The organism is Streptomyces sp. NPDC005728, from assembly GCF_040630895.1.
Lineage (GTDB): Bacteria > Actinomycetota > Actinomycetes > Streptomycetales > Streptomycetaceae > Streptomyces.
Map to the genome: position 1 here is coordinate 1 of NZ_JBEXYL010000040.1, position 25,509 is coordinate 25,509.

Genomic DNA, 25,509 nt, shown 5'->3' on the forward strand with positions numbered 1-25,509 from the left:
GGTAGAGCGCCTGCATGGCATGCAGGAGGTCAGGAGTTCAATTCTCCTTAGCTCCACAGAAGTCGAAGGCGGACCATCCGAATGGATGGTCCGCCTTCGGCGTGTTTCAGGACGGTTCCGGATCACGCACTGGGGTGCGGAGGACGGCGATACGACGGCGGGTCACCCGAGCCGGGTGGCCCGCCGTCGGTGTGCTCAGCGCCCGAGGGCGCGGCGGCCGCGGCCCTGGGAAAGAACGGGCAGGTTGCGCGACGGCGCCTGCCCGCGCGTGTCCTCCTCGAGGCGCAGTGCCAGCGCCGGGCAGCGGCGCACCGCCCGCAGTGCCTTCGCCTCCGCGTAGCGCGGCACCTGCGCCTGGGCGACGGTCGGGAAACCGTCGGCGCCCAGTTCGAAGACCTCCGGGAGGATGTCGGCGCACAGACCGTGGCCCCGGCACAGCGTCCAGTCGACGTAGATCTTCTGGCGGCTGGCGCCGCTCTCCTCGGGCTCTCCGCCGCCCGGGATGCCCGTAGGAGCCCTACCCCCCTCGAAGAGCGGCAGAACGCCCTCCACGGGCCGTCCGCAGCCGTTTCCGAGGACGTGCGCGGCCAGGTCGTCCGTGAACGCCTTGATGGTCGACTCCAGGAACATGGCGGAGCCGTCGGGGTGCGAACACGCCCCCCGCCGCTTGACGTTCTTCGCGACCTGCTTCAGCGCCTCCAGGGCGGCCGGTCCGCCGCCGTTGAGGATGTCCTCCATACCGCGCGCGGCGGCGGGCAGTCCGAGGTAGCAGGGGCCGCACTGGCCGGCGCTCTCCTCGGCCAGCCACTGGGCCACCCGCAGCGACTCGCCCAGCGGGCAGGTCTCCTGGCTGATCGGCAGGATCGCGCCCGCGCCCAGCGAACCGCCCACCGCGTCCAGAGAGTTGCGGGAGACGATCGCCTCGTTGACCGTGGCCGCGTCGATCCACTTGCCGTGGTAGCCACCGGTCAGCACGCCCTGCGGCACCGGCGGGGCGCCGGCCAACTGCAGGACGTAGCGCAGCGGCACGCCCGTGGGCACCTCGAGCACCATCGGGCGGGCGACCGCGCCGGAGACCGTGAGCATGACGGTGCCCGGTTCGTCGTACAGGCCGGTGTTGCCGTAGCGCTCGGGGCCGATCCGGGCGGCGATGGCCAGCTGTGCGAACGTCTCTGCGTTCGACAGCAGCGTGGGCGCTCCGCCGACGCCGGTCTGCGAGGCGCTGATCTTGCGGCCGGGCGGGATCGCCGGGCCGCCGTCGATGGAACGGACCAGCGACGCGGCGGCGCCGGTGACCATGCGCACGGGGTTGCGCTGCACCCACGCGCGCAGTGCCGATCTGCGGGTGTTGCTCAGGCCCCGTTCGGCGAGCGCGGCCTCCATGGAGCGCTGGGTGGACTCCCGGGTGACCCCGATCACGAGTGTGCGGGCGCCGAGGGCCTCGGCGCACAGCAGGGCGCCGTCCAGGATGAGGTGCGGGGCACGGTTGATCAGCACCGTGTCCTTGCGGCAGGCCGGCTCGTCCTCACTGCCGTTGACGACGACGACCGGCCGCACACCGCGCTTGATCGCCGACTCGGCGACCGAGCGCAGCTTCTTGTGGAAGGGGAAGCCCGCGCCGCCGCGGCCCTTCAGGTTGATGCGCTCGGCGAGTTGGGCGAGCTGTTCGCCGCCCAGCGGATCGAGCGGCCCGTGCACCTTCAGATGCATGGGCAGGTCGAGCCGCTCCACAAGGTCGAAGCCCGACGTGAGCTGGGGAAGTCCGACCACGCGGACTTCTGGGACGTCGGGCAGGGCCTCGTTCACCTATAGCCTCCGGAAGGCATGTTCCAAGGTTCGCCCGAACCCGGCGTGTCGAAGGACGTGCCGGGGGTTGGTTCAGTGGCGGGACCGCTGTTGAACGTGTCACCCGAGTTGTACGTGCCATAGAGGTTGTTCGTCTCACCGGTGTCGTACACGTCACTTCCGCCGTATCCACCGGTGCCTGAATTGCCATAGACGGGGATGTTGTATCCGGTGTCCTGGAGCGGGTCGTAGGCCGACGGCGGGGCCTCGCCGACCGGCGGCGGGGAGGGGATCGGCCAGCTGCCCGAGGTGCTGGACGGGCCGTCCACGCGCGGGCTCGCCTCCGTGGCCTGCAGATCGAGCGGCAGGTCCATGCGCGTGGTCTGGCCGGCCGCGAACGGCTGCTGCTGGGGCCGGCCCGGAGTGGACACCGCCCGGTAGGCCGCCGCGAAGCCGGACGCGGGCTCCGGGGCCGGGGCCGCGGGGGTCTGGTACAGCGGCGCGAAGGCGGGGGCCGGTGCCTCGGCGGGCGACGCCTTCGGCTCACGCCTGCCCTCGAAGCCCGGCAGGCCGGACTCGGTGACCCGGGAGCGGCTCGCGTCGAGGTCCTCGAGCCCCGGCCGCTCCGAGCTGCCCAGGACGGCGACGAGCCGGTCGGCGACCTTGCGCTTGAAAGGACGCGGAGCGGAGCGCAGCGCGAGGGCGCCCATGACGCCCAGCAGGGACAGGCTGTAGAGGATCACGAAGATCGGCTTGGCCTGGCGACCCGCGTAGAGGCCGTGGACCAGCGCGGCGCACCAGGCCGGGTAGGCCAGCATGTGCATGGCCCGCCAGCGGGCGGCCACGGGGGCCGGGGTGGCGAAGTTGCTGCGCAAGGCGCCGGTGATGCCTACGAAGATCATCAGCAGGCCCGCCAGCGAGCCCAGTCCGATCAGGCCGGCGCTTCCGGTGATGCCGAGCGAGAACGGGATGATCGCGGCGATCAGCTGGGTGTGGTCCAGCGCGATCTTGGCGGTGATGTGCAGCAGCAGGAACGCGATCGAGGCGACCGCGGTCGTCCGGTGCACGGCCTGGCCGACGATCCGCTGCCGCGTGTTCAGGAAGATCCGGTCCTGGGCGAACAGGCCCCAGATCACGGAACAGCTGAGCGAGACGAGGGACAGCACGCCCGCGCCGAAGTTCAGGAACTCGCGGAACTGGCTGCCTCCGACCAGCACGATCACGGGTATCAGCAGCAGAACGACGGCGGACGCCACCCCATAGGCCGACCGGCCCGGTTTGGGGAGCGAGCTGTTACTACGACGAGGGTTCATGGGGGCAACTCCGAGCAGTTTCGGGAAGGCGGTCCCGCTGCCGAACTCTAAGTGGCGCCATACCGATCAGTACGAGCTTTGAGTTATTGCGTTGTTATCAAAGGACAATGCGCTTGGGATGTTGTCCCATAGCGGGTGTTACGCGAAGTAATCTTTGACCTTGGTTCAGTCCTGGCGGGCTTCGTGACATGTCCACCAGGCATACGGAAGCGCGTCGCGGCTTGCTCAAGGGCTGCGGTACCCTAGCGCCATGCGTGCCGTACGCCTTCTGCTTAGCGGGCCGCGCTGATCAGTACCGATCCCCGGTCGAACCGGGTGGTCGGCATCGGCGCGGCGTCCCCTCCTGTGCGAGGGGCTTTTTCATTTCCGCAGGCAGAGACGATCGATGGAGCTTTGAGGATCATGAGCGAGACGAACCCCGCTGCCACTGCTGCCACGTCGGCGGAGGCCGCACCGCACCGCTACACGGCCGCTCTGGCAGCCGACATCGAGGCACGCTGGCAGGACTTCTGGGACGCCGACGGCACCTATGCGGCACCGAACCCGAAGGGTGACCTGGCCGGCGAGCCCGAGCTGGCCGCCAAGCCCAAGAAGTTCATCATGGACATGTTCCCGTACCCCTCGGGTGCGGGCCTGCACGTCGGTCACCCGCTGGGCTACATCGCCACTGACGTCTTCGCCCGGTTCCAGCGCATGACCGGCCACAACGTACTGCACACCCTGGGCTTCGACGCCTTCGGCCTGCCCGCCGAGCAGTACGCCGTACAGACCGGCACGCACCCGCGCGTGTCCACCGAGGCGAACATCGAGAACATGAAAGCCCAGCTGCGCCGGCTGGGTCTGGGCCACGACAAGCGCCGGTCGTTCGCCACGATCGACCCGGACTACTACAAGTGGACCCAGTGGATCTTCCTGCAGATCTTCAACTCCTGGTACGACGACGAGGCCGGGAAGGCCCGCCCGATCTCCGAGCTGATCGCCCAGTTCGAGTCCGGTGAGCGCGCCGTACCGGGTGACCACGGGCGCGCGTGGAACCAGCTGACCGCCACTGAGCGCGCCGACGTTCTGGGTGACTACCGCCTGGCCTACGCCTCCGACTCCCCGGTCAACTGGTGCCCCGGCCTGGGCACCGTGCTGGCCAACGAGGAGGTCACCGCCGACGGCCGCTCCGAGCGCGGCAACTACCCGGTCTTCAAGGCCAAGCTGCGCCAGTGGAACATGCGCATCACCGCCTACGCCGACCGGCTGCTGGAGGACCTGGAGGAGCTGGACTGGCCCGAGGCCATCAAGCTGCAGCAGCGCAACTGGATCGGCCGCAGCGAGGGCGCCCGCGTCGACTTCCCGATCGACGGCGAGCAGATCACGGTCTTCACCACCCGCCCGGACACCCTGTTCGGCGCGACCTACATGGTGCTGGCCCCCGAGCACCCGCTGGTCGAGAAGTTCACCCCGGCCACCTGGCCGGAGGGCACTCACGAGGTGTGGACCGGCGGTCACGCGACCCCGGGGGAGGCCGTCGCCGCGTACCGCGCGCAGGCCGCCTCGAAGTCCGACGTCGAGCGGCAGGCCGAGGCCAAGGACAAGACCGGCGTCTTCATCGGCGCGCACGCGACCAATCCGGTCAACGGCGAGAAGGTCCCGGTCTTCATCGCCGACTACGTCCTGATGGGCTACGGCACCGGTGCGATCATGGCCGTCCCGGCGGGCGACCAGCGCGACTTCGAGTTCGCGCGCGCCTTCGAGCTGCCGATCCACTGCATCGTCGAGCCGACCGACGGGCGCGGCACCGACACCTCCACGTGGGAGAACGCCTTCGGGTCGTACGACGCGAAGATCATCAACTCGTCGAACGACGAGATCCGCCTGGACGGCATGGGCGTGGCCGAGGCCAAGGCCCGCATCACCGAATGGCTGGAGCGCAAGGGCATCGGCCAGGGCACCGTCAACTTCCGCCTGCGCGACTGGCTGTTCAGCCGCCAGCGTTACTGGGGCGAGCCCTTCCCGATCGTCTACGACGAGGACGGCGTCGCCCACGCGCTGCCCGAGTCGATGCTGCCGCTGGAGCTGCCGGAGGTCGAGGACTACTCGCCGCGCACCTTCGACCCGGACGACGCGGACACCCAGCCCGAGACGCCGCTGTCGCGCAACGAGGAATGGGTCAACGTCACCCTGGACCTGGGCGACGGGCCGAAGAAGTACCGGCGCGAGACCAACACCATGCCCAACTGGGCCGGTTCCTGCTGGTACGAGCTGCGCTACCTGGACCCGCACAACGGCGAGAAGCTGGTCGACCCGGAGATCGAGCAGTACTGGATGGGCCCGCGCGAGGGCCAGCCGCACGGCGGTGTCGACCTGTACGTCGGCGGCGCCGAGCACGCCGTGCTGCACCTGCTGTACGCGCGCTTCTGGTCCAAGGTCCTGTTCGACCTGGGGCACGTCTCCTCCGCGGAGCCGTTCCACAAGCTGTTCAACCAGGGCATGATCCAGGCCTACGTCTACCGCGACAGCCGCGGCATCGCGGTGCCGGCCGCCGAGGTGGAAGAGCGCGACGGCGCGTACTACTACCAGGGCGAGCAGGTCACCCGTCTGCTGGGCAAGATGGGCAAGTCCCTGAAGAACGCGGTGACTCCGGACGAGATCTGCGCCGAGTACGGCGCGGACACGCTGCGCCTGTACGAGATGGCCATGGGGCCGCTGGACGTCTCCCGGCCCTGGGACACGCGTGCGGTGGTCGGCCAGTTCCGGCTGCTGCAGCGGCTGTGGCGCAACATCGTCGACGAGGACAGCGGCGAGGTCACCGTCACCGACGCCGAGCCCGACGAGGAGACGCTGCGTGCCCTGCACAAGGCGATCGACGGCGTGCGCCAGGACCTGGAGGGCCTGCGCTTCAACACCGCCATCGCCAAGGTCACCGAGCTGAACAACCACCTGACCAAGGCGGGCGTAGCCGTGCCGCAGCCGGTCGCCGAGCAGCTGGTGCTGATGGTCGCCCCGCTGGCCCCGCACATCGCCGAGGAACTGTGGCGCAAGCTGGGCCACGCCGACTCGGTCGTCCACCAGGACTTCCCGGTCGCCGACCCGCAGTACGTGGTGGACGAGACGGTGACCTGCGTCGTGCAGATCAAGGGCAAGGTCAAGGCCCGTCTGGAGGTGCCGCCTGCCATCTCCGAGGAGGAGCTGGAGAAGGTGGCGCTGTCCGACGAGAAGGTCGTCGCGGCGCTGGACGGCGCGGGCATCCGCAAGGTGATCGTGCGGGCGCCGAAGCTGGTGAACATCGTTCCGGCGTAAGCGCGGCAACGCTTCGGGGAGCCGGACGCACCTGGCGTCGGGGTGGTCCCCTACGGGCAGGTTCGGGGTCCTTCCGGAACTCCGGACCTGCCCGCTGCGTTTACCGTGGAGAGCACAGCGGCTCGTGCCGCACCGGGTCGAGGAGGAGCGTCATGGAAGCGTTGGTCACCGTGTTCGCCCTGCTCTTCCTCTTCTTCATCGGCCTCGGCGCGTACGCGACGGTCAAGGCGGTGGGCGCCGCCAAACGCGGAGTGGACCGGACGATCGCGCAGGCCAGGCGCACGGTCGAGGACCACACCCTGCGTGCCAAGTCCTTCGCCCAGCTCGGTCCGGCCGGCGAGATCGCCCAGCTGCGGCTCACGCTGCGCACCTCGATGCGCGCGACGCAGGACGCGTTGCACGCGAGCGTGGCGGAGGACGAGTCGCTCAAGGAGTCCCTCGGCCTGTTCGAGCGGCTCAGCGTGCACGGGCGCGAGCTGGATGCCGACCTCAAGCGCCTGGAGTCCGAGCCGGACCGGGCCACGCTCACCGCGCGGCTGCCCGAGCTGCGCAGCCGCACCGAGCGCATCATCAAGTCCGCCGACTCGCTGCGCTGGGCCGCCCGTGACCGGGCCCGCCGCTTCTCCGACGACGACCTGGACGCGCTCAGCGCCCAGATAGACGTCGAGGCAGGGGCTCTTCGGCACTGGACGCAGGCCGAACCCACACCGGCAGCCCAGCCCTGGCCCGACGCCCCGGCCGCGGCCGACGGCCCGGCGGCACAGCAGCAGACCTGGCACGAGACGCATGGGTCCCACACCGCCGAGGAGCCGGCGAAGCCCGCGATCACCCCGCCGACGCGGAGGCCCGCCTACCCCTGGCAGAAGAAGCCGCGCCCCGAGAGCACCACATGACCGGCCCGTACCCGGTCCGGCAGGCAGGGGCCGGTCTGCCGCGCGGACGCTACGGCAGGTAACCTCCAGCTCATGTCCCGCCATGTCGCGATCGTCACCGATTCAACGGCCTACCTGCCGCCGCGGACGATGGAGCGCCACGGCATCACAGCGGTGCCCCTGACCGTGGTCCTCGGCGACCAGGCGCTGGAAGAGGGCACCGAGATCTCGACCCGTTCCCTGGCCCAGGCGCTGCAGAAGCGGCGCCCGGTCACCACCTCCCGCCCCAGCCCCCAGGTGTTCGCGGAAACCTACCGCAGGGTCGCCGAGTCCGGGGCGAGCGGCATCGTCTCCCTGCACCTGTCCGCCGAGCTGTCCGGCACCTACGACGCCGCGGTCCTCGCGGCGCGGGAGGCACCGGTGCCCGTACGGGTGGTGGACACCGGGATGGTCGCGATGGCCCTGGGCTTCTGCGCGCTCGCCGCTGCCGAGGCGGCGGAGGCCGGCGGCACGGTGGACGAGGCCGTGACGGCCGCCGAGAAGCGGGCCGCCGGCACCTCCGCCTACTTCTACGTCGACACGCTGGACTATCTTCGCCGCGGCGGCCGCATCGGTGCCGCGCAGGCCCTGCTCGGCTCCGCGCTGGCCGTCAAACCGCTGCTCCAACTGGACGGCGGCCGCATCGAACTCCTCGAAAAGGTCCGTACGGCGTCCAGGGCGATCGCCCGTCTCGAGGAGATCGCCGCCGACCGGGCGGGCGGTGCCGAGGTCGACATCGCCGTCCACCACCTCGCCGCCCCCGACCGGGCCTCCGCCCTCGCCGAACGGCTGCGGGTGCGGGTCCCCGGGCTGGCCGATCTGCATGTCAGCGAAGTCGGGGCGGTGATCGGGGCGCATACGGGGCCCGGGCTGCTGGGAGCGGTCGTCTCGCCGCGCTGACGCCTTGCGCCTCATGGCTGACGTCCGGCTTTTCACGAGCGAGGACGGGCACGCCTTCACTCGTGTGGGTGGTCGAGTTTTCCACAACTGGGCGGTAATCCCCGGGAATTGACCAAGATCATCGCGAAGTGGCGAGATGCCCGATCCTCGTCGCATGGCACCTCGATCACCTTCACGCACAGCCACCCCGACCAGCGGACCGGGCCGTGGCCCCACATCCGACGGCCGCATCCGCCGCCGACCCACCGACCGCCGACCCGCGGATCGCCGTCCCACAGACCGCCGCCGCGCCCGTCACCGTGTGCCCGCGCCCGCGGAGGAGATGCGGCGCCGCGCGGAACTCCTCTTCGGTGAACGAGCCGTGGAATGGCGCGAGTCGGGCAACGCCCCGCCGGACGGACAGCGGCCTGCGCGTACGGCGACCGTAACGGGCGCCGCGCCCGGATTGAGCACGGCGAGTGCGGCTCCGCCCCGACCGGTTCGGGCACACACACCGTCCCCTGTGTCCGGGCCGACCGGGGCAATCGAGGATCAACAAGCCGATCCGACAGGCGATTCGGAGTCGGCGGAGCCTCTCGGGCCGGGTCTGCGGGAGCGGGCCGGGCTTGCTGTGCGGGAGCGGCTGCCCGTGTGGTTGCAGGTGCGCTGTGGTGTGCAGCGGCGGGGAGTGGTCGCGCTCGCTGTGGTGCTCGTGGCGGCCGCCGTGTTCGCCGCCCAGCACTTCTGGGCCGGGCGGACGCAGACCGTGAGAGCTCCCCAAGTGGTGCGCGCGGGGGCGCCGTTCACCAAGAAGGGTGAGGACGCCAAGTCCGGTGGTGCGGGAGCCCCGGCGACGCCGGGCAGGGAGATCGTCGTGGACGTCAGCGGCAAGGTCCGCAAGCCCGGGATCCGGCGGTTGCCGGCCGGCTCGCGGGTCGCCGACGCACTGCGCGCGGCGGGCGGGGTACGGCCGGGTGTGCGTACCGAGGGGCTCAACCGGGCCCGCTTCCTGGTGGACGGCGAGCAGGTCCTGGTCGGCGCATCCGCAGGGACGGCTCTCGCCCCGCCCGGACCCGGCAGCGGCGCAGGTTCCGGAGCGGCAGGGACGGGACCCGCGGCCCCGGTCTCCCTCAACACGGCGACCGCGGAACAGCTCGACACCCTGCCCGGGGTCGGCCCCGTGCTGGCCCAGCACATCATCGACTACCGCACCCGGCACGGTGGCTTCCGCTCGGTGGACGAACTGCGCCAGGTGAACGGCATCGGCGACCGCCGCTTCGCCGACCTTCGGGCCATGGTGCAGCAATGAGCGGCCCCTGCGGCAAGCAGCCGCCGGTCCCGGCCGATCTCCGCCTGGTGCCTCCCGCACTCGCGGCCTGGGCGACGGCTGCCCTGGTCCTTGATGCTCCACCGGGCTGGAGCGCCGGCATCGTACTCGCCTGTCTGATCGCCGGAGCCGTGCTGCTGACGGCCCGGCGGTGGGGGAGGCAGGGCCGCCGGCCCGCCCGATTCGCCTGGGCCCGTGCCCCCGTCGCCGCCGTGCTCCTCTGTGTGGCTGCGGCCGCCGCGGCCGCCGGGCTGCACGGAGCGGATGTGCGGCGCGGGCCGGTGCCCGAGCTGGCACGCCGGTTCGCGACCGTGACTGCGGAGGTCGAGCTGAGCGGCGACCCCTGGCTGAGCAGGCCACGGGTGCGGGGCGATCACGCGGCGCCCGTGGCGGTGCTGGCCAGGGCGGAGGTACGTCGCGTGGAGGAGGGCGACGGGACGGATGTGCGGACGCGCACTCCGGTGCTGTTGGTCGTCGACGCGGATGTTCCGGCGCCACGGGCACCTCCCGCAGGGGACGCACCCGACGCGCACAGCTCGCGCGGTGCGCGTCCGGTCTGGCTCGGGCTGCTGCCGTCCACGCGGTTGCGGGTGAACGCCAGGCTGGCGCCCGCCCTGACCGGCGGCGACCGGACCGCGGCCGTGCTGCGCGTGAGGAGCGATCCCGTGCCGCAAGTCGTCGCGGGGCCGAGCGGGCCGCAGCGGCTGGCGGGCCGGCTCAGGGCAGGGTTGCGGGAGGCCACCGACGGCCTGCCGGCGGACGCCAGGGCGCTGCTTCCCGGGCTGGTCGTCGGCGACACCTCGCGGATCACGCCCGAACTGGACAACGCCTTCAAGGAGACGGACCTGGCGCACACGCTCGCCGTCTCGGGCAGCAATCTGACGATCCTGCTCGCCCTGTTGATCGGGCCGCCGGGGCTGGCTCAGCGTGTCGAGCGCCGCGGACTCGCCCCGCGACTGGGGCTCTCGCTGCGGACCACCGCTCTGCTGGCGGGCGCGCTCACGCTCGGCTTCGTGATCGTGTGCCGGCCCGACCCCAGCGTTCTGCGGGCTGCGGCCTGCGGCTCGGTCGCGCTGCTCGCCCTGGCGACAGGGCGCCGGAGATCCCTGATCCCGGCGCTGGCCACGGCCGTCCTCCTGTTGGTGCTGTACGACCCCTGGCTGGCCCACAGTTACGGCTTCCTGCTCTCCGTGCTGGCCACCGGCGCGCTGCTGGTACTGGCGCCCGGCTGGAGCGAGGCGCTGCAGCGGCGCCGGGTGCCGGCCAGGCTCGCCGAGGGGCTGGCCGCGGCCGCCGCAGCCCAGGCCGTGTGCGCGCCGGTCGTGGCGGTGCTGTCGGCCCGGGTGAGTCTGGTTGCGGTGCCCTGCAACCTGCTGGCCGAGGCGGCGATCGCTCCGGCCACGGTGCTGGGGTTCGCCGCGCTCGCCATGGCACCGGTGGCGATGCCGGTGGCCAAGGCGCTGGCGTGGTGCGCCGGTTGGCCCGCCGGATGGATCGCGGGGATCGCGCGGACCGGGGCGGCGTTGCCCGGCGGGGGAGTGGACTGGCCGGGCGGCTGGTCCGGAGCACTGCTGCTCGCGGCGGTCACCGTGGCCGTCGTTCTGGCCGGCCGGCGGCTGCTGAGGCACCCCTGGTGGTGCGGTGCGCTCGGCGCGCTGCTCCTGCTGCTGGTGATCCGGCCCGCATCGCTGACCCGGGTGATCACGGGCTGGCCGCCGCCGGGCTGGCGGTACGCGATGTGCGACGTCGGGCAGGGCGACGCCACCGTGCTGGCGGCCGGCGAAGGAGCCGCGGTGGTCGTGGACGCCGGACCCGATCCCGCGCTGGTCGACCACTGCCTGCGGGAGCTGGGCATCACCCGTGTCCCCTTGGTCGTCCTGACCCACTTCCACGCCGACCATGTCGCCGGACTGCCCGGCGTCCTGCGGGGCCGCTCGGTGGCCGCGATCGAGACCACGGACTTCGAAGAACCGGCGGACCAGGCCGAGTTCGTGAGAAAGGAGGCGGCCGAACGGCACATCCCGCTCACCCGGGCCGTGGCCGGGGAGGAGCGGCGCACCGGACCGCTGTCCTGGCAGGTGCTCTGGCCACCCGAGGCACCCGCCCCGGGGCAGCTCCCGGCGCCGGGCCAGGTCCCGGTGCCGGACGGGCCGAACGACGCCAGTGTCGCCCTGCTCGTCCGGTCCGGCGGACTGCGGCTGCTGCTGCTCGGGGACCTCGAGCCCCCGGCCCAGCAGGCCCTGCTGCGCTCTCCGGCCGCGGCAGATCTGGCCCGAGTGGACGTACTGAAGGTGGCCCATCACGGCTCGGCTTATCAGGACCCGGATCTGATAAGGCTGGCCGCCCCGCGGGTGGCGCTCATCTCCTGCGGCGCCGACAACCCCTACGGTCATCCGGCACCGTCGACCGTTGCAGCGCTACGGTCCGGCGGGGCGGTGGTACTGCGCACGGACCGGGACGGGGCAGTCGCGGTCGGCGGGGACGGCGGCAACGGCGGGGAGATACAGGTGACGAGAGACTGAGGAGGGGCCGCTCGCCCAGACTGGGGGCATGAACCCAGCACAGGCAGACGCCTATCTCCGCCGCCTCGGGGCCGCCCGCCCGCAGCACCCCACCTCCGCGGCCCTGCGCGAGCTGCACCTGCGCCATCTGTGGACCGTCCCCTTCGAGAACCTGTCGATCCACCTCGGCGAGGAGATCGTGCTGGAGGAGAAGCGGCTGCTGGACAAGGTGGTCGAGGAGCGGCGGGGCGGCTTCTGCTATGAACTCAACGGCGCGTTCGGGGCATTGCTCGCCGCCCTCGGCTACGAGGTCCAGCTGCTCGCGGGGCGGGTGTACGGGGACGAAGGGCGCCTCGGCATCCCCTACGACCATCTTGCCCTGCGGGTGCGGACGTCGGACGGCGGTGACTGGCTCGCCGACGTCGGGTTCGGGGCGCACAGCCACCATCCGCTGGCGTGCGCGGAACGTGGAGAGCAGCCGGACCCGGGCGGGACGTTCCGGGTGGCGGAGGCCGGTGCGGACCCGGCCGGAGTACTGGGCGGCGCGGGCGGCCCGGCCGGGGCCGCGGACCTGGACGTCGTACGGAACGGCAGGCCGCAGTACCGGCTGGAGACGCGGCCCCGCGCTCTCGGGGACTTCGTGGCCGGGGCCTGGTGGCACAGCACCTCGCCGCAGTCGCACTTCACCCGGTCCCTGGTGTGCTCGCGGGTGACGGAGGACGGCGGGCGGATCACCCTCAGCGGCCGGGCGTTGACGACCACGGCTCCCGGCGGGCGCAAGCAGACCAGAGAACTGGGCACGGACGAGGAGGTGCTGTCGGTCTACCGCGAGCGGTTCGGGATCGGGTTGAGCGCTGTGCCGACGGTGCGGAAGACGAACCGGGACGGCTGATCTGGGCCGCTGGGCGGCGGCCTGTGCTGGTGGGCTTCTCTGCCGGGAGGGTTGATCAGGGTCGTCGGATGGTGGCCTGTGCCTGTGGGCTCCTGTGCCGGGACGGCTGATTCGGGTCGCTGGCGGGGTCTCGTGCCCGTGGGCTCACCTGGCCGTTCGGACTGTGCCGGGTACCGGAGAATAGGGCCGTGAGCGATGTGAGACACGTGCTGGTGCTGCCCGACCGCGATGCCGCCGAGGAAGCGGCCGAGGCGCTCGGGGAGCGCTTCACCATCGACGAGGAGCCCCAGCTCGTCCGGGACGCCCTGGCCGGAGAGGACGACGCGGAGGACGCCCAGTGGCTGGTGGTCCTCCACGACGAGCAAGGACGCCTGGACCCCGCCGAGCTGAACGCGTTCGCAGAGGAATGGGACGGCTGGCGCGAGGAGCCGTGACCCCGAGACGGACTCGGGGTGTGGTCCGGGACCGGTCAGGGTGCGCGGGCCGGTTCGTTGTCAGTGCCGCGTGGGATGCTGTAGGCGATGGCCAGGAAGACTGCGAATGACGACCCTCTCGCCCCGGTGACACTTGCCGTGGGCCAGGAGGACCTCCTGCTCGACCGTGCCGTGCAGGAGGTGGTGGCCGCCGCCAGGGCCGCCGACGCCGACACGGACGTACGGGACCTGACCCCGGACCAGCTCCAGCCCGGCACGCTCGCCGAGCTGACGAGCCCCTCGCTCTTCGCCGAGCGCAAGGTCGTGGTCGTACGCAACGCGCAGGATCTCTCGGCCGACACGGTCAAGGACGTGAAGGCGTACCTCGGGGCGCCCGCGGAGGAGATCACCCTCGTGCTGCTGCATGCGGGCGGTGCGAAGGGCAAGGGGCTGCTGGACGCCGCGCGCAAGACCGGGGCGCGGGAGGTGGCCTGCCCGAAGATGACCAAGCCGGCGGACCGGCTGGCGTTCGTGAGAGGCGAGTTCCGGGGGCTCGGGCGGTCGGCGACGCCCGAGGCGTGTCAGGCACTGGTCGACGCGATCGGCAGTGACCTGCGCGAGCTGGCGTCGGCGGTGGCGCAGCTCGTTGCCGACGTCGAGGGGACGATCGACGAGGCCGTTGTCGGGCGGTACTACACCGGGCGGGCCGAGGCGTCCAGCTTCACCGTCGCGGACCGGGCGGTGGAGGGCCGTACGGCGGAGGCGCTGGAGGCGCTGCGGTGGTCGCTGGCCACCGGGGTGGCCCCGGTGTTGATCACCAGCGCGCTCGCGCAGGGCGTGCGGGCGATCGGGAAGCTGTCGTCGGCGCGCGGCGGCCGGCCCGCCGATCTGGCCCGTGAGCTGGGCATGCCGCCGTGGAAGATCGACCGCGTGCGCCAGCAGATGCGGGGCTGGACCCCGGACGGGGTGGCCGTGGCGCTGCGGGCGGTCGCCGAGGCCGACGCCGGCGTGAAGGGCGGTGGCGACGACCCCGAGTACGCGCTGGAGAAGGCGGTCGTGACGATCGCCAGGGCCGCGCGGTCCAGAGGGCGGGGCTGAGCAGCCCGGCGGGCCGGTGATCCAGTCGCCCCCCGGCCGCCGGCGAGGAGAATCGGAGCTGTCAGCCGTACATCGCCGAGGCACCGGAAGGTGGCGATCTCCATGGCTGAACATCCGCACGCAACCCTCGTCCGCAAGGGTTACGACGCCTTCCTCCGCTCCGACATGGACACCCTGCGCGGGCTGATGACGGCGGACGTCACCCACCACGTGCCCGGCAGCCACCCGCTGTCGGGTGACTTCAAGGGCCAGGACGCGGTCATCGGCATGTACGGCCATCTCTTCCAGGAGACAGGTGGCAGCATGCGCGCCGACCTGCGCAGCGTGTTCGTCGACGGGCGGGGCCATGCCGTGGCCCTGCACCACGTCACCGCGGAGCGTGAGGGCCGGCGGTATCACGGCGACGGATGTCTCGTCTTCCGGATCGTCGGAGACAAGATCACCGACATTGACGAGTGTGTCGAGGACATCGACAAGGGCAACGAGTTCTGGGGCTGAGGCCCGGGGCATGCCGAAGGCCCCGTCGCCTGCCCTGGGGAAGGGAGGGCGACGGGGCCTCGGACCAAGCTGACGAGCCCGTTCCCGCGTGGCGAACGCAGGCCGCGAACAGGCTCTGGGGTACCGGTCGGGAGCGGATGAGAGAGGGCCCGCTCTGGGTCCTTCCGGCGGTCAGATCAACAGGGAGTTTCAGCCCTTGAGGGACGTGACCTTGGAAGCAAGCGCCGACTTCTTGTTGGCGGCCTGGTTCTTGTGGATGACGCCCTTGGAGACGGCCTTGTCGAGCGCACGCGCGGCAGCGCGCTGCAGCTCGGTGGCCTTCTCGACGTCACCCGAGGCAGCAGCCTCACGGGCCTTGCGGATCGCGGTCTTCAGGGAGGACTTGACGGCCTTGTTGCGCAGCCGAGCCTTCTCGTTGGTCTTGATCCGCTTGATCTGGGACTTGATGTTCGCCACGAAGGAGCCTTTTCAGGTTCTGGTGCGGGGCCGCTCGGGTCCCGTACCGATGATTCAGAAATTTTCTGTCGCGCCTCGCGCTGAGAGGGCATGAGGCACAGCCATCTACAGTACCAGTGGCCCTCCGGGCGGCCCAAAACGGTCCTCGGTCCCTGCGCGTGGGACGATGGAGACTACGTATAGATCCGACCCGAGGCATAAGGCGCCTCAAGAGACAGGACCCTGCGTGCCCGCGACCCCTAACCATGTGCCCGAGCCGAGCCGTACCGACCCGGCTCTGATCCGCAATTTCTGCATCATCGCGCACATCGACCACGGCAAGTCCACGCTCGCCGACCGGATGCTCCAGCTGACCGGTGTGGTCGAGCAGCGGCAGATGCGTGCTCAGTACCTCGACCGGATGGACATCGAGCGCGAGCGCGGTATCACGATCAAGTCCCAGGCGGTGCGTCTGCCGTGGGCTCCGAGCCAGGACCCCGGCAATACGCACATCCTCAACATGATCGACACCCCGGGGCACGTCGACTTCACCTATGAGGTCTCGCGGTCGCTGGCCGCCTGCGAGGGGACCGTCCTCCTTGTCGACGCCGCCCAGGGCATCGAGGCGCAGACTCTCGCCAACCTCTACCTGGCGATGGAGAACGACCTCGCGATCATCCCCGTACTGAACAAGATCGACCTGCCGGCCGCGCAGCCCGAGAAGTTCGCCGAGGAGCTCGCCAACCTGGTCGGTTGCGAGCCCGACGACGTGCTGCGGGTCTCCGCGAAGACCGGTGTCGGCGTCGATGCGCTGCTCGACAAGGTCGTCCGGGTGATCCCGGCGCCGGTCGGGGTCAAGGACGCTCCTGCGCGCGCGATGATCTTCGACTCGGTGTACGACTCCTACCGTGGTGTCGTGACGTACGTCCGTGTCATCGACGGCCAGCTCAACAAGCGCGAGCGCATCAGGATGATGTCGACCGGCGCCACCCACGAGCTGCTGGAGATCGGGACCAACTCGCCGGAGATGCTCCCGGCGGACGGTCTCGGGGTCGGTGAGGTGGGTTACCTCATCACCGGTGTGAAGGACGTCCGGCAGTCGAAGGTCGGTGACACCGTCACCAGCCAGACCAAGGGCGCCACGGAGGCCCTCGGTGGCTACAAGGACCCGAAGCCGATGGTCTTCTCCGGTCTGTATCCGCTGGACGGCTCCGACTACCCCGAGCTGCGCGAGGCGCTGGACAAGCTGCAGCTCAACGACGCCGCGCTGGTCTACGAGCCGGAGACCTCAGCGGCCCTGGGCTTCGGCTTCCGTGTCGGCTTCCTCGGCCTGCTTCACCTGGACGTGATCCGGGAGCGGCTGGAGCGCGAGTTCGGCCTCGACCTGATCGCCACCGCGCCCAACGTGGTCTACCGGGTGGTCATGGAGGACGGCACCGAGCACATCGTCACCAACCCGAGCGAGTTCCCCGAGGGCAAGATCAACGAGGTGTACGAGCCGGTCGTGCGCGCCACCATCCTGGCGCCCACCGAGTTCATCGGCTCGATCATGGAGCTGTGCCAGACCCGGCGCGGCACCCTGCTCGGCATGGACTACCTCTCCGAGGACCGTGTCGAGATCCGCTACACACTGCCGCTTGCGGAGATCGTCTTCGACTTCTTCGACCAGCTGAAGTCCAAGACCCGCGGCTACGCCTCCCTGGACTACGAGCCCACGGGCGAGCAGACCTCCAGCCTGGTCAAGGTCGACATCCTGCTGCACGGCGACAAGGTGGACGCCTTCTCGGCGATCACCCACAAGGACGCCGCGTACGCGTACGGGGTGCGGCTCGTCGCCAAGCTGCGCGAGCTCATCCCGCGGCAGGCCTTCGAGGTGCCGATCCAGGCTGCCATCGGCTCCCGGGTCATCGCCCGCGAGACCATCCGCGCCATCCGCAAGGACGTCCTCGCCAAGTGCTACGGCGGTGACATCTCCCGTAAGCGGAAGCTGCTGGAGAAGCAGAAGGAAGGCAAGAAGCGGATGAAGATGGTGGGTTCCGTGGAGGTTCCGCAGGAGGCCTTCATCGCGGTCCTGTCCAGCGATGACAGCGCGGGGTCGGGCAAGGGCAAGAAGTAACCGGAGGTAACAACGGGTTACGTCCGCAAATCGGGCACAGGGGGGCTCGCCGTGCGAAAGTGCGGCGGGCCCCTACGCGTGCGTAACGTCGCTCTGCGTGGAAAGTGACAGGCCGATGCCCCTTACGCAGCGGCCGGTCGCGGCTTACTCTGATCCCTGCTCGATAGTTACTCGCGAGTTAAACAACCAGCCTGAACCCCACCGTGAGTTAACCCAGCCGCACTTTTGAGCCAGCCGCACCGTCGCGGGCCCCGGAGGATGTCGTGAGCGACACACAGACCCTGATCGAGAACCGTCCGCCGTCCGTGGCGGCCCTCTTCCTGGAGCGCGTGGCGGCCACACCGGACGCCGAGGCCTACCGCTACCCGGTGCCGCCGGCCGCGGGCCGGGGCCCCGACGACTGGAAGTCGCTGAGCTGGGGCGAGGCGGCGCAGCGGGTGTACGCGATCGCGGCCGGACTGATCGAACTGGGCCTCCAGCCGGAGGAGCGGGTGGCGCTCGCCTCCTCGACCCGGGTCGAGTGGATCCTCGCCGACCTCGGCATCATGTGCGCGGGCGGCGCCACCACGACCGTCTACCCGCAGACCAACGCCGACGAGTCGGCGTTCATCCTCTCCGACTCGGCCAGCCGGGTGCTGATCGCCGAGGACGCGGCGCAGGTCGCCAAGGCGGTGGAGAAGCGCGCGGAGCTGCCCGCGCTGACCAAGGTCGTCGTCATCGACCCGGCCGGCGTCGAGACGAACGACTGGGTGACCACCCTCGCCGAGCTGGAGCGGAGCGGTGCCGCCTACCTGGAGCAGCACCCCGAGCTGATCAAGGAGCGGGTCGGCGCGATCACCAGCGACCAGCTCGCCACCCTCATCTACACCTCCGGCACCACCGGCCGTCCCAAGGGTGTGCGCCTGCCGCACGACAACTGGGCGTACATGGCGAAGGCCATCGCCGCGACCGGCCTGATCAGCGGCGAGGACGTGCAGTACCTGTGGCTGCCGCTCGCCCACGTCTTCGGCAAGGTGCTCACCTCGGGGCAGATCGAGGTCGGCCACGTCACCGCCGTCGACGGCCGCGTCGACAAGATCATCGAGAACCTTCCGGTGGTGCAGCCGACGTACATGGCGGCCGTGCCGCGCATCTTCGAGAAGGTCTACAACGGCGTCGCGGCCAAGGCCCGGGAGGGCGGCGGCGCCAAGTACAAGATCTTCCAGTGGGCCGCCGAGGTCGCCCGCGAGTACGCCAAGGCCAGCCAGGACACCTTCCGGCGCACCGGCACCGCCGCCGTGCCGTTCGGTCTGGCCGCCAAGCACAAGGTCGCCGACACCCTCGTCTACTCCAAGCTCCGCGAGGCCTTCGGCGGCCGGCTGCGCGCCTGTGTCTCGGGCGCCTCCGCCCTCGCCCCCGAGATCGGATTCTTCTTCGCCGGCGCCGGCATCCACATCCTGGAGGGCTACGGCCTCACGGAGACCTCCGCGGCCTCCTTCGTCAACCCCGGCGAGGCCTACCGCACCGGCACCGTCGGCAAGCCGCTGCCCGGCTGCGAGGTGCGCATCGCGGACGACGGCGAGATCCTGCTGCGCGGCCCCGGCGTCATGGAGGGCTACCACCAGCAGCCGGAGAAGACCGCCGAGGTGCTGGAGTCCGACGGCTGGTTCCACACCGGCGACATCGGCGAGCTGTCGCCCGACGGCTACCTGCGCATCACCGACCGCAAGAAGGACCTCATCAAGACCTCCGGCGGCAAGTACGTCGCCCCCGCCGAGGTCGAGGGCCAGTTCAAGGCAGTGTGCCCCTACGTCTCCAACATCCTGGTGCACGGCGCCGACCGGAACTACTGCACCGCCCTCATCGCGCTGGACGAGATCGCCATCCTCCAGTGGGCCAAGGAGAACGGCCTGGACGGCAAGTCGTACGCCGAGGTCGTCGCGGCGCCGCAGACGGTCGAGATGGTCGACGGTTACGTCAAGCAGCTCAACGAGGGCCTGCAGCGCTGGCAGACCATCAAGAAGTTCCGGCTGCTGCCGCGCGACCTCGATGTGGAGCACGGCGAGATCACGCCGAGCCTGAAGCTGAAGCGGCCGGCGGTCGAGCGGGCCTACAAGGCCCTGATCGACGAGATGTACGCGGGCACGCGCGAAGGCTGAGACAACCCTCCGGCCCCGGAAGGCACTTCGCCTTCCGGGGCCGTCCCGTGCCCGGAACAGGCGGAAACGGCACGAGTGTCAGACCTGCCCCCTAGGATGCACACAATCCCTCCACATGTGGGTTCCGCCAGTTCAGCGAGGTGAGCGTGCCCGTGTCCGCCGCGACGCCCGACGATGTCGTCCGTCACGTCTTCCGCTATCTCGCGGAGGTCGGCGAAAGCCGCACCAGGCCGGTACGCACGCATGACGATGCCCGGCATCAGATGTGGTTCGCCGACCTGCCCGAGCAGTTCGCCTGCTTCCTCACCGAAGCGGTCCCCGGCGACGCCCCGTTGTGGCTGCGGGCGGACCGGCCCGTACGGCACGACCCGCCTGCCCCACCCCTGCCGCTCGCCCACTGGCTGGACGGCCGGGAGATCCGCGACTGCGCGCGGGAGGAGCCGCCCGCACCGCGGGCCGACGCGGACCTCCCGGCCGACGAGGTGTCCGCGGGCGGCAGTTCACGCGCCGGGTACGTCACCGTCGCCCTCGCCGATCACCCCCACCGCGAGGTCGTGCACGAGCAGTACGCCTCCTGGTCGCGCCAGTGGGAGAAGTGGGCGGCCCGCGACCGCTCCGCGAAACCGGTCGTCCGCGCCTACGACCGGCTCTACCGCCTGTGTGTGGACGCCTCCGAACTCGGCGAGAGCTTCGAACTCGTCGTCGGCTTCGGCCATCTGACCTGGTCCGCCCAGGGCGAGCCGATCCGCCGGCACCTCGTCACCTGCCGGGCCGTCATCGCCATCGACCCGGACACCGGGGCCATCACCGTCGGACCCGACCCCGAACACGGCAGCCCCGTCCTCGAGGAGTCCATGCTCGACGCCGGACAGAAGGCGCGCGCCGAGATCCGCGCCCTGGTCCGCAAGGAGTTGGAAGCCGCCGGCGACACCACGGACGCGATGCTCGCCGACCAGCTGCACCGCGCCCTCACCACCTGGACCATCGCGGCCCACGAAGCCGGTCGCTACGACCCCTCGCCCGTCCGCCACCGCGCCACGGGAGACCCCGCCGTGCCGGTCGTCAGTTTCGCGCCCGTGCTGCTGCTCAGGGAGCGCACCCGGCGCAGCATGCTCGAAGCGCTGCGCGGTGTCGCCCTGCACATCGAGCAGGGCGCCGAACCCACCGCGCTGCTCCGTGCCGTCGCCGGAGCCGGCGGCGACCGGCCGCTCGGCGAACCCGGCACCCCGGAGGCCCGCGGCACCCAGCAGGAGCTGTACTTCGCGCTGCCCTCCAACGACGAGCAGCGCACCATCGCCGAGCGGCTGCGCGACCGCGACCTGGTCGTGGTGCAGGGGCCGCCCGGCACCGGCAAGACCCACACCATCGCCAACCTGGTCACCGACCTGCTCGCGCACGGCAACCGCATCCTGATCACCAGCCACACGGCCCGCGCCCTGAAGGTCCTGCGGGACAAACTCCCCGCCGGCATCCGCGAACTGTGCGTCAGCCGTACCGACGACGGAGCCGGCCAGCAGGAACTGGAACAGTCGGTCAAGGCCATCCTCGACCGGCAGGGAGACTTCTCCGCGCGCGCCTACCGCCGGCGCATCCAGGAGCACGAGGAGCGCCTCAGGTCCGCGCGCTCCGCGCAGGCGCTCGCTCTCAAATCCCTGCGGGCCCTGCGGGAACAGGAGACCTACCACCATCCGGCCGAGATCGGCGACTACGAGGGCACCCTGGCCCGTATCGCCGAACGGCTCGCCGCGGAGCGCCCGCGCCACGCGTGGCTGGGCACCGTCCCCGCCGAGACGCCCACGCTCGATGCGGCGGCCCTGACCGGCCTGCGCCGCGCGGCCCTCGCCTTCACCGACCGGCACCGCTCCCTCGCCGCCACGGTCACCGCCGCGCTGCCCGATCCGGGGCGTCTGCCCACCGGCGCCGCGTTCGCCGACGCGGTCGAGACCGTCCGGGAGGCGGAGGCCGACCTCGCCGCCCTGCGGCAGGACGGCTCCGCCTCGGGCCTGGACGACGCCGTGTCCACCCTGAGCACAGCTCAGCAGGACCAGCTGGCCACGGTCCTGGACCAGTTCGCGGCGGCCTCCGCCGCGACGGCCACCCTGCCCGCCGACTGGGCCGCCGCACTGCGCCGCGAGGTGCTCGCCGGGCAGGACCTCGTCGCCCGCGACCGGCACGCACGCACCGCGGCGGCCCTGACCACGGTCGAGGAGGCGGCACAGGCCCTGGGCTCCACCCTCGTCAGCGGACTGGAGGCGTACGACGTACCGACGGCGCTGGGGCTGGCCACGACCCTGCGCGACGGTCTAGCCGGCGGCGAGAAGCTGCGCGGCCCGCTCGGCCTGAAGACCCGGCTGCGCAAGACGGTCGGTGACTTCCCCGAGACGGTGCGGGTCGAAGGCCGTACCGTCGAGACCGAGACCGCCGCCTCCGCCGTGGTGCACCGTGTCGTGCTGGAACGGCACCTGCAGGACATCGAGCAGGAGTGGGGCGAGGGCGCCGACACCTGGCAGAGCGTCAACCGGCGCATGACCCGGCTGCGCCAGGACATCGCCACCCTCACCGCCCTGACCACCCTCGCCGGTCTGCGCCAGGACGTGGCGCGCGCGGCGGCGCCCGCGCCGGGGCTCGCCGGCGTCGACTGGGCGGACCAGGAACGGACGCGCACCGTCCGCGCGGTGCTCCGGGCGCGAGCCGCCCGCCGTGCCGCCGACCCCGCCCGCGTACTGCTCGACGACGCCCTGGAGGTGCTGCGGGCAGCCGCCCGGCAGCGGGGCGCGACGGCCGCCGTGCAGCGGGCACGCGCGGCGGCCGAGGCCCGCGACGCGACGGCCTACGGCGCCGCAGCGGGCGAACTGGACGACCTGCGCGAGGCACTGGACCGCAAGAAGGCGTGCGACGACGCCTACCGGATCGTCGCGGCCGAACTCCCCGACGTCGCCGACGTCCTGGAGTCCGCACCGGACGACCCCGCCTGGGACCGCCGCCTGACGGAGTTCGAGGCCGCCTGGGCCTGGTCGGCCTGGCACGCCCGCATGACGGACCTGACCGACCCCGAGGCCGAGGTGCGGCAGCTGCGCCTGCTCGCCGAGGCGGACGCCGACATCCGCATCGGCCTGGAGCGGCTCGCCGCCGACAAGGCCTGGTTCAACTGCCTGTCCCGGCTCACCGACGACCAGGCCGTGGCCCTCACCTCGTACCAGCAGAACGTCCGCAGGCTCGGCAAGGGCACCGGCAAGTACGCCGCGACCTACCGTCGGCAGGCCCGGGAGAGCCTCCAGGCCAGCCAGGAGGCCGTACCTGCCTGGATCATGCCGCTGCACCAGGTGACGGAGACCGTCCCCATGGACCGGGCCGGCCGCTTCGAGGTGGTGATCATCGACGAGGCCAGCCAGTCCGGGCCCGAGGCACTGCTGCTCGCCTGGCTCGGCGCGAAGATCGTGGTCGTCGGTGACGACCAGCAGGTCAGCCCGGCCCAGGTCGGCGTCGACCACGACGAGCAGTTCGCCCTGCAGCGGCGGCTGCTCGCCGAACTGCCCGCCGCCCGCCGCAACCTGTTCACGCCGACCGCCAGCCTCTTCGACATCGCCTCCGGACTCGCCGGCGGTCGCGGCCGGCTGATGCTCCAGGAGCACTTCCGCTGCATGCCGGAGATCATCGGTTTCTCCAACGAGCTGTGCTACGGCGGCCGGCTCCAGCCCCTGCGGCAGTACGGCGCCGACCGGCTGCCGCCGCTGCGCGCGGTTCACGTGGCCGACGGCTGGGTGGAGGGCAGCGGGCAGAAGCAGATCAACCGGCCCGAGGCCGAGCGGCTGGTGGACACCGTCGCCCGGTGCATCGAGGACCCCGCCTATGCCGGACGCACCATGGGCGTGATCACCCTGCTCGGTGCCGGGCAGAAGTTCCTCATCGAGGATCTGCTGGCCGACCGGATCCCGCTCGACGAGCGGCAGCGGCGGCGGCTGCGGGTGGGCAACGCCGAGGAGTTCCAGGGGGACGAGCGCGACGTCGTCTTCGTCGGTGCGGTCGCCTCGCTCGCCGGTCCCGACGGGCCGCGCCGCATCGGCCCCTACAGCAGCGCCCTCAACCGGCAGCATCTCAACGTGGCCGCCTCCCGGGCTCGCGACCAGGTGTGGCTCTTCCACAGTGTGACGCTCACCGAGTGGGGCGAGACCGACCTGCGGCGCGCCTACCTGGACTGGTTCTCCCGGCCGGCCGAGGACCAGGACGGCGAGGGGCTCGGCGAGGTCCGTCCGGACGTGCCGCACGAGGTGTTCGACAGCCTCTTCGAGCAGCGGGTGTACCTGGCCCTGCGGGCCCGGGGCTACCGGGTACGGCCTCAGTATCCGGCCGGCCGCTACCGCATCGACCTCGTGGTCGAGGGTGGTACCAGGCGGCTGGCCGTGGAGTGCGACGGCGACGCCTTCCACAACGAGGAGAACGCGGACGCGGACGCGGCACGCCAGCGTGAACTGGAAAGGGTCGGCTGGACGTTCGTCCGCATCCGCGGCAGCCGCTTCTTCCTCGACCCGGAGCAGGCGCTCGAACCGCTGTGGGCAGAACTGGACCGGCTCGGCATCGAACGCTCCGACGCGTCCCGCGCCGACGGGGATGCGCCGGGCGCCCACGCCGATGAGCCGAGTGCCGACGCCGACGCGTCACGCGCCGAGGCCGATGTGCCGAGTGCCGACCTCGAGGAGCCGCATGCCGACGCCGGCAGCCTGTCGGCTGCCCCAGGCGGCGCAGGGACCGCCTGCAGCGGTTCAAGGATGGGCGGCTCACAGCCCCGTCCGGCCGCCTCGCAGACGGCTTCAGCCGCCCCGCAGCCCCGTCCGGCCGCCTCGCAGACGGCTCCTGTCGCCCCGCAGGCAGGACGCCCTGACGAACCGTCGACCGGCCCCACAGGGCATCCCGCCGTCCCGGGCGACCCCGCGCTGGTGTCCGTGGCCCGTCTCCACCGTGACGAAGTCAACGCGGCCCAGCATGCGTTCAGTCTGCGCTCCACCGTGGCCGGGTCCGCCCGCTTCCTCAGTGCGGCGGGGGTGCCCGGCTTCCCGGGGGCCGATGTCGTGGACGTCCTGCGCGGCGGACGGCCCGTCGCCCGCGTTGCCCACCCCGAGGTGCAGGCGATGATCCGCGCCGCGATCGCACGCGTCGACGTGCCCGTCCTCGGTGACGACGGCCAGGTGGGACTGGCCCGCTACCACGCGCCCGGCTCCGCCGAGGCAGTCGACGGCCGCACGACGGAGCTGCTCCGCGCGCACCGCCGGCCGACCGGCCCCGGGACGGGAGACCGACGACCAGCGGGATCCGGGTCGGCCGCCCCGCAGCTGGCGGCCCGGAGGGCGACGAGTCCGAAGGTCGCGGCCCCGACGCTGCCGGCCGTGCCCCGGCAGCCCGTGCGGACCACCGAGACGGCCGCCGGTGCCGCTCCCGAGCGGTCCGGACCGTCGCTGCGCCGTCGCGTCGACCGCATCAGCCTGCGGGCCCACCGGCGCGTGCAGCGAGAACTCCAGAGAGTCCAGGACGTGCTGGACCTGCCGCTGCCCGAGGTGGTGGCCGTCGACTCCTCCTCCCGCAAGGCACAGCTGGCCGACCACGAGAAGCGGCGCGAGGCGCTGAAGGAGCGGCGGGGCTTCCTGCGGACCCTGCTCGACGAGGTCGTGCCCGACCCGTCCTACACCGGCGGCGCCGTCGTCGTACCGGGATGCCTCGTCGGCGTCGAGGACCCGGACGAGCCGGGGATCACGACGTACGAGATAGCGTTGCTCGCCGGTGAGGAGGCGGAGCGGCTGAGCCCCGACTCGGCCCTGGGCAAGGCCCTGCTGTGGCGCGAGGCCGGGGACGAGGTGACCTGGCGGACCGAACGCGGCACCACCCTGCGCGTGCTCATCCGGTACATCGAGGACTGAGCCGAC

General features: G+C 71.6%; 15 protein-coding genes. 12 read left to right on the forward strand and 3 right to left on the reverse strand.

What is annotated here, in order from left to right; genetic code table 11:
- Positions 1-195 precede the first annotated feature (195 nt).
- Both ABZ471_RS25530 and ABZ471_RS25535 read right to left on the reverse strand, forming a co-directional pair.
- Entirely contained in the window at positions 196-1,806 is a 1,611-nt protein-coding gene (locus ABZ471_RS25530) for an NADH-ubiquinone oxidoreductase-F iron-sulfur binding region domain-containing protein (RefSeq protein ID WP_359069257.1), read from the reverse strand.
- Positions 1,803-3,098: a cytochrome b/b6 domain-containing protein gene (locus tag ABZ471_RS25535; protein ID WP_359069258.1), complete on the reverse strand. Its 1,296-nt coding sequence runs from the start codon at positions 3,096-3,098 to the stop codon at positions 1,803-1,805. The genes ABZ471_RS25530 and ABZ471_RS25535 overlap by 4 nt, the downstream gene beginning before the upstream one ends.
- A gap of 402 nt (positions 3,099-3,500) precedes the next feature.
- On the opposite strand from ABZ471_RS25535, the gene leuS reads away from it, so the two are divergent.
- The 9 genes from leuS (at position 3,501) to ABZ471_RS25580 (ending at position 14,905) form a co-directional block, all read left to right on the forward strand.
- Positions 3,501-6,386, forward strand: a complete 2,886-nt coding sequence (leuS, locus tag ABZ471_RS25540; RefSeq protein WP_359069259.1) for a leucine--tRNA ligase — start codon at positions 3,501-3,503, stop codon at positions 6,384-6,386.
- Between the two features lie 152 nt (positions 6,387-6,538).
- Positions 6,539-7,279, forward strand: a complete 741-nt coding sequence (locus ABZ471_RS25545; RefSeq protein WP_359069260.1) for a hypothetical protein — start codon at positions 6,539-6,541, stop codon at positions 7,277-7,279.
- 72 nt (positions 7,280-7,351) lie between these two features.
- A complete protein-coding gene (locus ABZ471_RS25550; protein WP_359069261.1) occupies positions 7,352-8,197 on the forward strand; it encodes a DegV family protein in 846 nt (281 codons plus the stop codon).
- 154 nt (positions 8,198-8,351) lie between these two features.
- Positions 8,352-9,485 carry a ComEA family DNA-binding protein gene (locus ABZ471_RS25555; RefSeq protein ID WP_359069263.1) on the forward strand — a complete coding sequence of 378 codons (1,134 nt, stop codon included), beginning with the start codon at positions 8,352-8,354 and terminating at the stop codon, positions 9,483-9,485.
- The gene (locus ABZ471_RS25560) at positions 9,482-12,025 is read left to right on the forward strand and encodes a ComEC/Rec2 family competence protein (protein WP_359069265.1); all 2,544 of its coding nucleotides are present in this window, start codon (positions 9,482-9,484) and stop codon (positions 12,023-12,025) included. The genes ABZ471_RS25555 and ABZ471_RS25560 overlap by 4 nt, the downstream gene beginning before the upstream one ends.
- Positions 12,026-12,053: 28 nt before the next feature.
- Positions 12,054-12,896 (forward strand): arylamine N-acetyltransferase, encoded by an 843-nt coding sequence (locus ABZ471_RS25565; protein ID WP_359069266.1) that lies wholly within the window; start codon positions 12,054-12,056, stop codon positions 12,894-12,896.
- A 188-nt stretch (positions 12,897-13,084) separates the two neighbouring features.
- Complete coding sequence (locus tag ABZ471_RS25570; RefSeq protein ID WP_359069267.1) at positions 13,085-13,330, forward strand: hypothetical protein; 246 nt, start codon at positions 13,085-13,087, stop codon at positions 13,328-13,330.
- A gap of 87 nt (positions 13,331-13,417) precedes the next feature.
- Positions 13,418-14,407 carry a DNA polymerase III subunit delta gene (holA, locus tag ABZ471_RS25575; protein WP_359069268.1) on the forward strand — a complete coding sequence of 330 codons (990 nt, stop codon included), beginning with the start codon at positions 13,418-13,420 and terminating at the stop codon, positions 14,405-14,407.
- A gap of 102 nt (positions 14,408-14,509) precedes the next feature.
- Positions 14,510-14,905 carry a nuclear transport factor 2 family protein gene (locus tag ABZ471_RS25580; protein ID WP_359069269.1) on the forward strand — a complete coding sequence of 132 codons (396 nt, stop codon included), beginning with the start codon at positions 14,510-14,512 and terminating at the stop codon, positions 14,903-14,905.
- Between the two features lie 189 nt (positions 14,906-15,094).
- Here ABZ471_RS25580 and rpsT read toward each other — a convergent pair whose 3' ends face one another.
- On the reverse strand, positions 15,095-15,361 hold the full coding sequence (rpsT, locus tag ABZ471_RS25585) for a 30S ribosomal protein S20 (RefSeq protein WP_189948402.1): 267 nt from the start codon (positions 15,359-15,361) through the stop codon (positions 15,095-15,097).
- Positions 15,362-15,587: 226 nt separating this feature from the next.
- Here rpsT and lepA point away from each other — a divergent pair, with 226 nt between their 5' ends.
- The 3 genes from lepA to ABZ471_RS25600 all read left to right on the forward strand — a co-directional run bounded on the left by lepA (position 15,588) and on the right by ABZ471_RS25600 (position 25,503).
- A complete protein-coding gene (gene lepA, locus ABZ471_RS25590) occupies positions 15,588-17,456 on the forward strand; it encodes a translation elongation factor 4 (protein WP_359069270.1) in 1,869 nt (622 codons plus the stop codon).
- 263 nt (positions 17,457-17,719) lie between these two features.
- Positions 17,720-19,594, forward strand: coding sequence for an AMP-dependent synthetase/ligase (locus ABZ471_RS25595; protein ID WP_359069271.1), 1,875 nt, complete (start codon positions 17,720-17,722; stop codon positions 19,592-19,594).
- A 152-nt stretch (positions 19,595-19,746) separates the two neighbouring features.
- Positions 19,747-25,503, forward strand: a complete 5,757-nt coding sequence (locus ABZ471_RS25600; protein ID WP_359069273.1) for an AAA domain-containing protein — start codon at positions 19,747-19,749, stop codon at positions 25,501-25,503.
- Positions 25,504-25,509 lie beyond the last annotated feature (6 nt).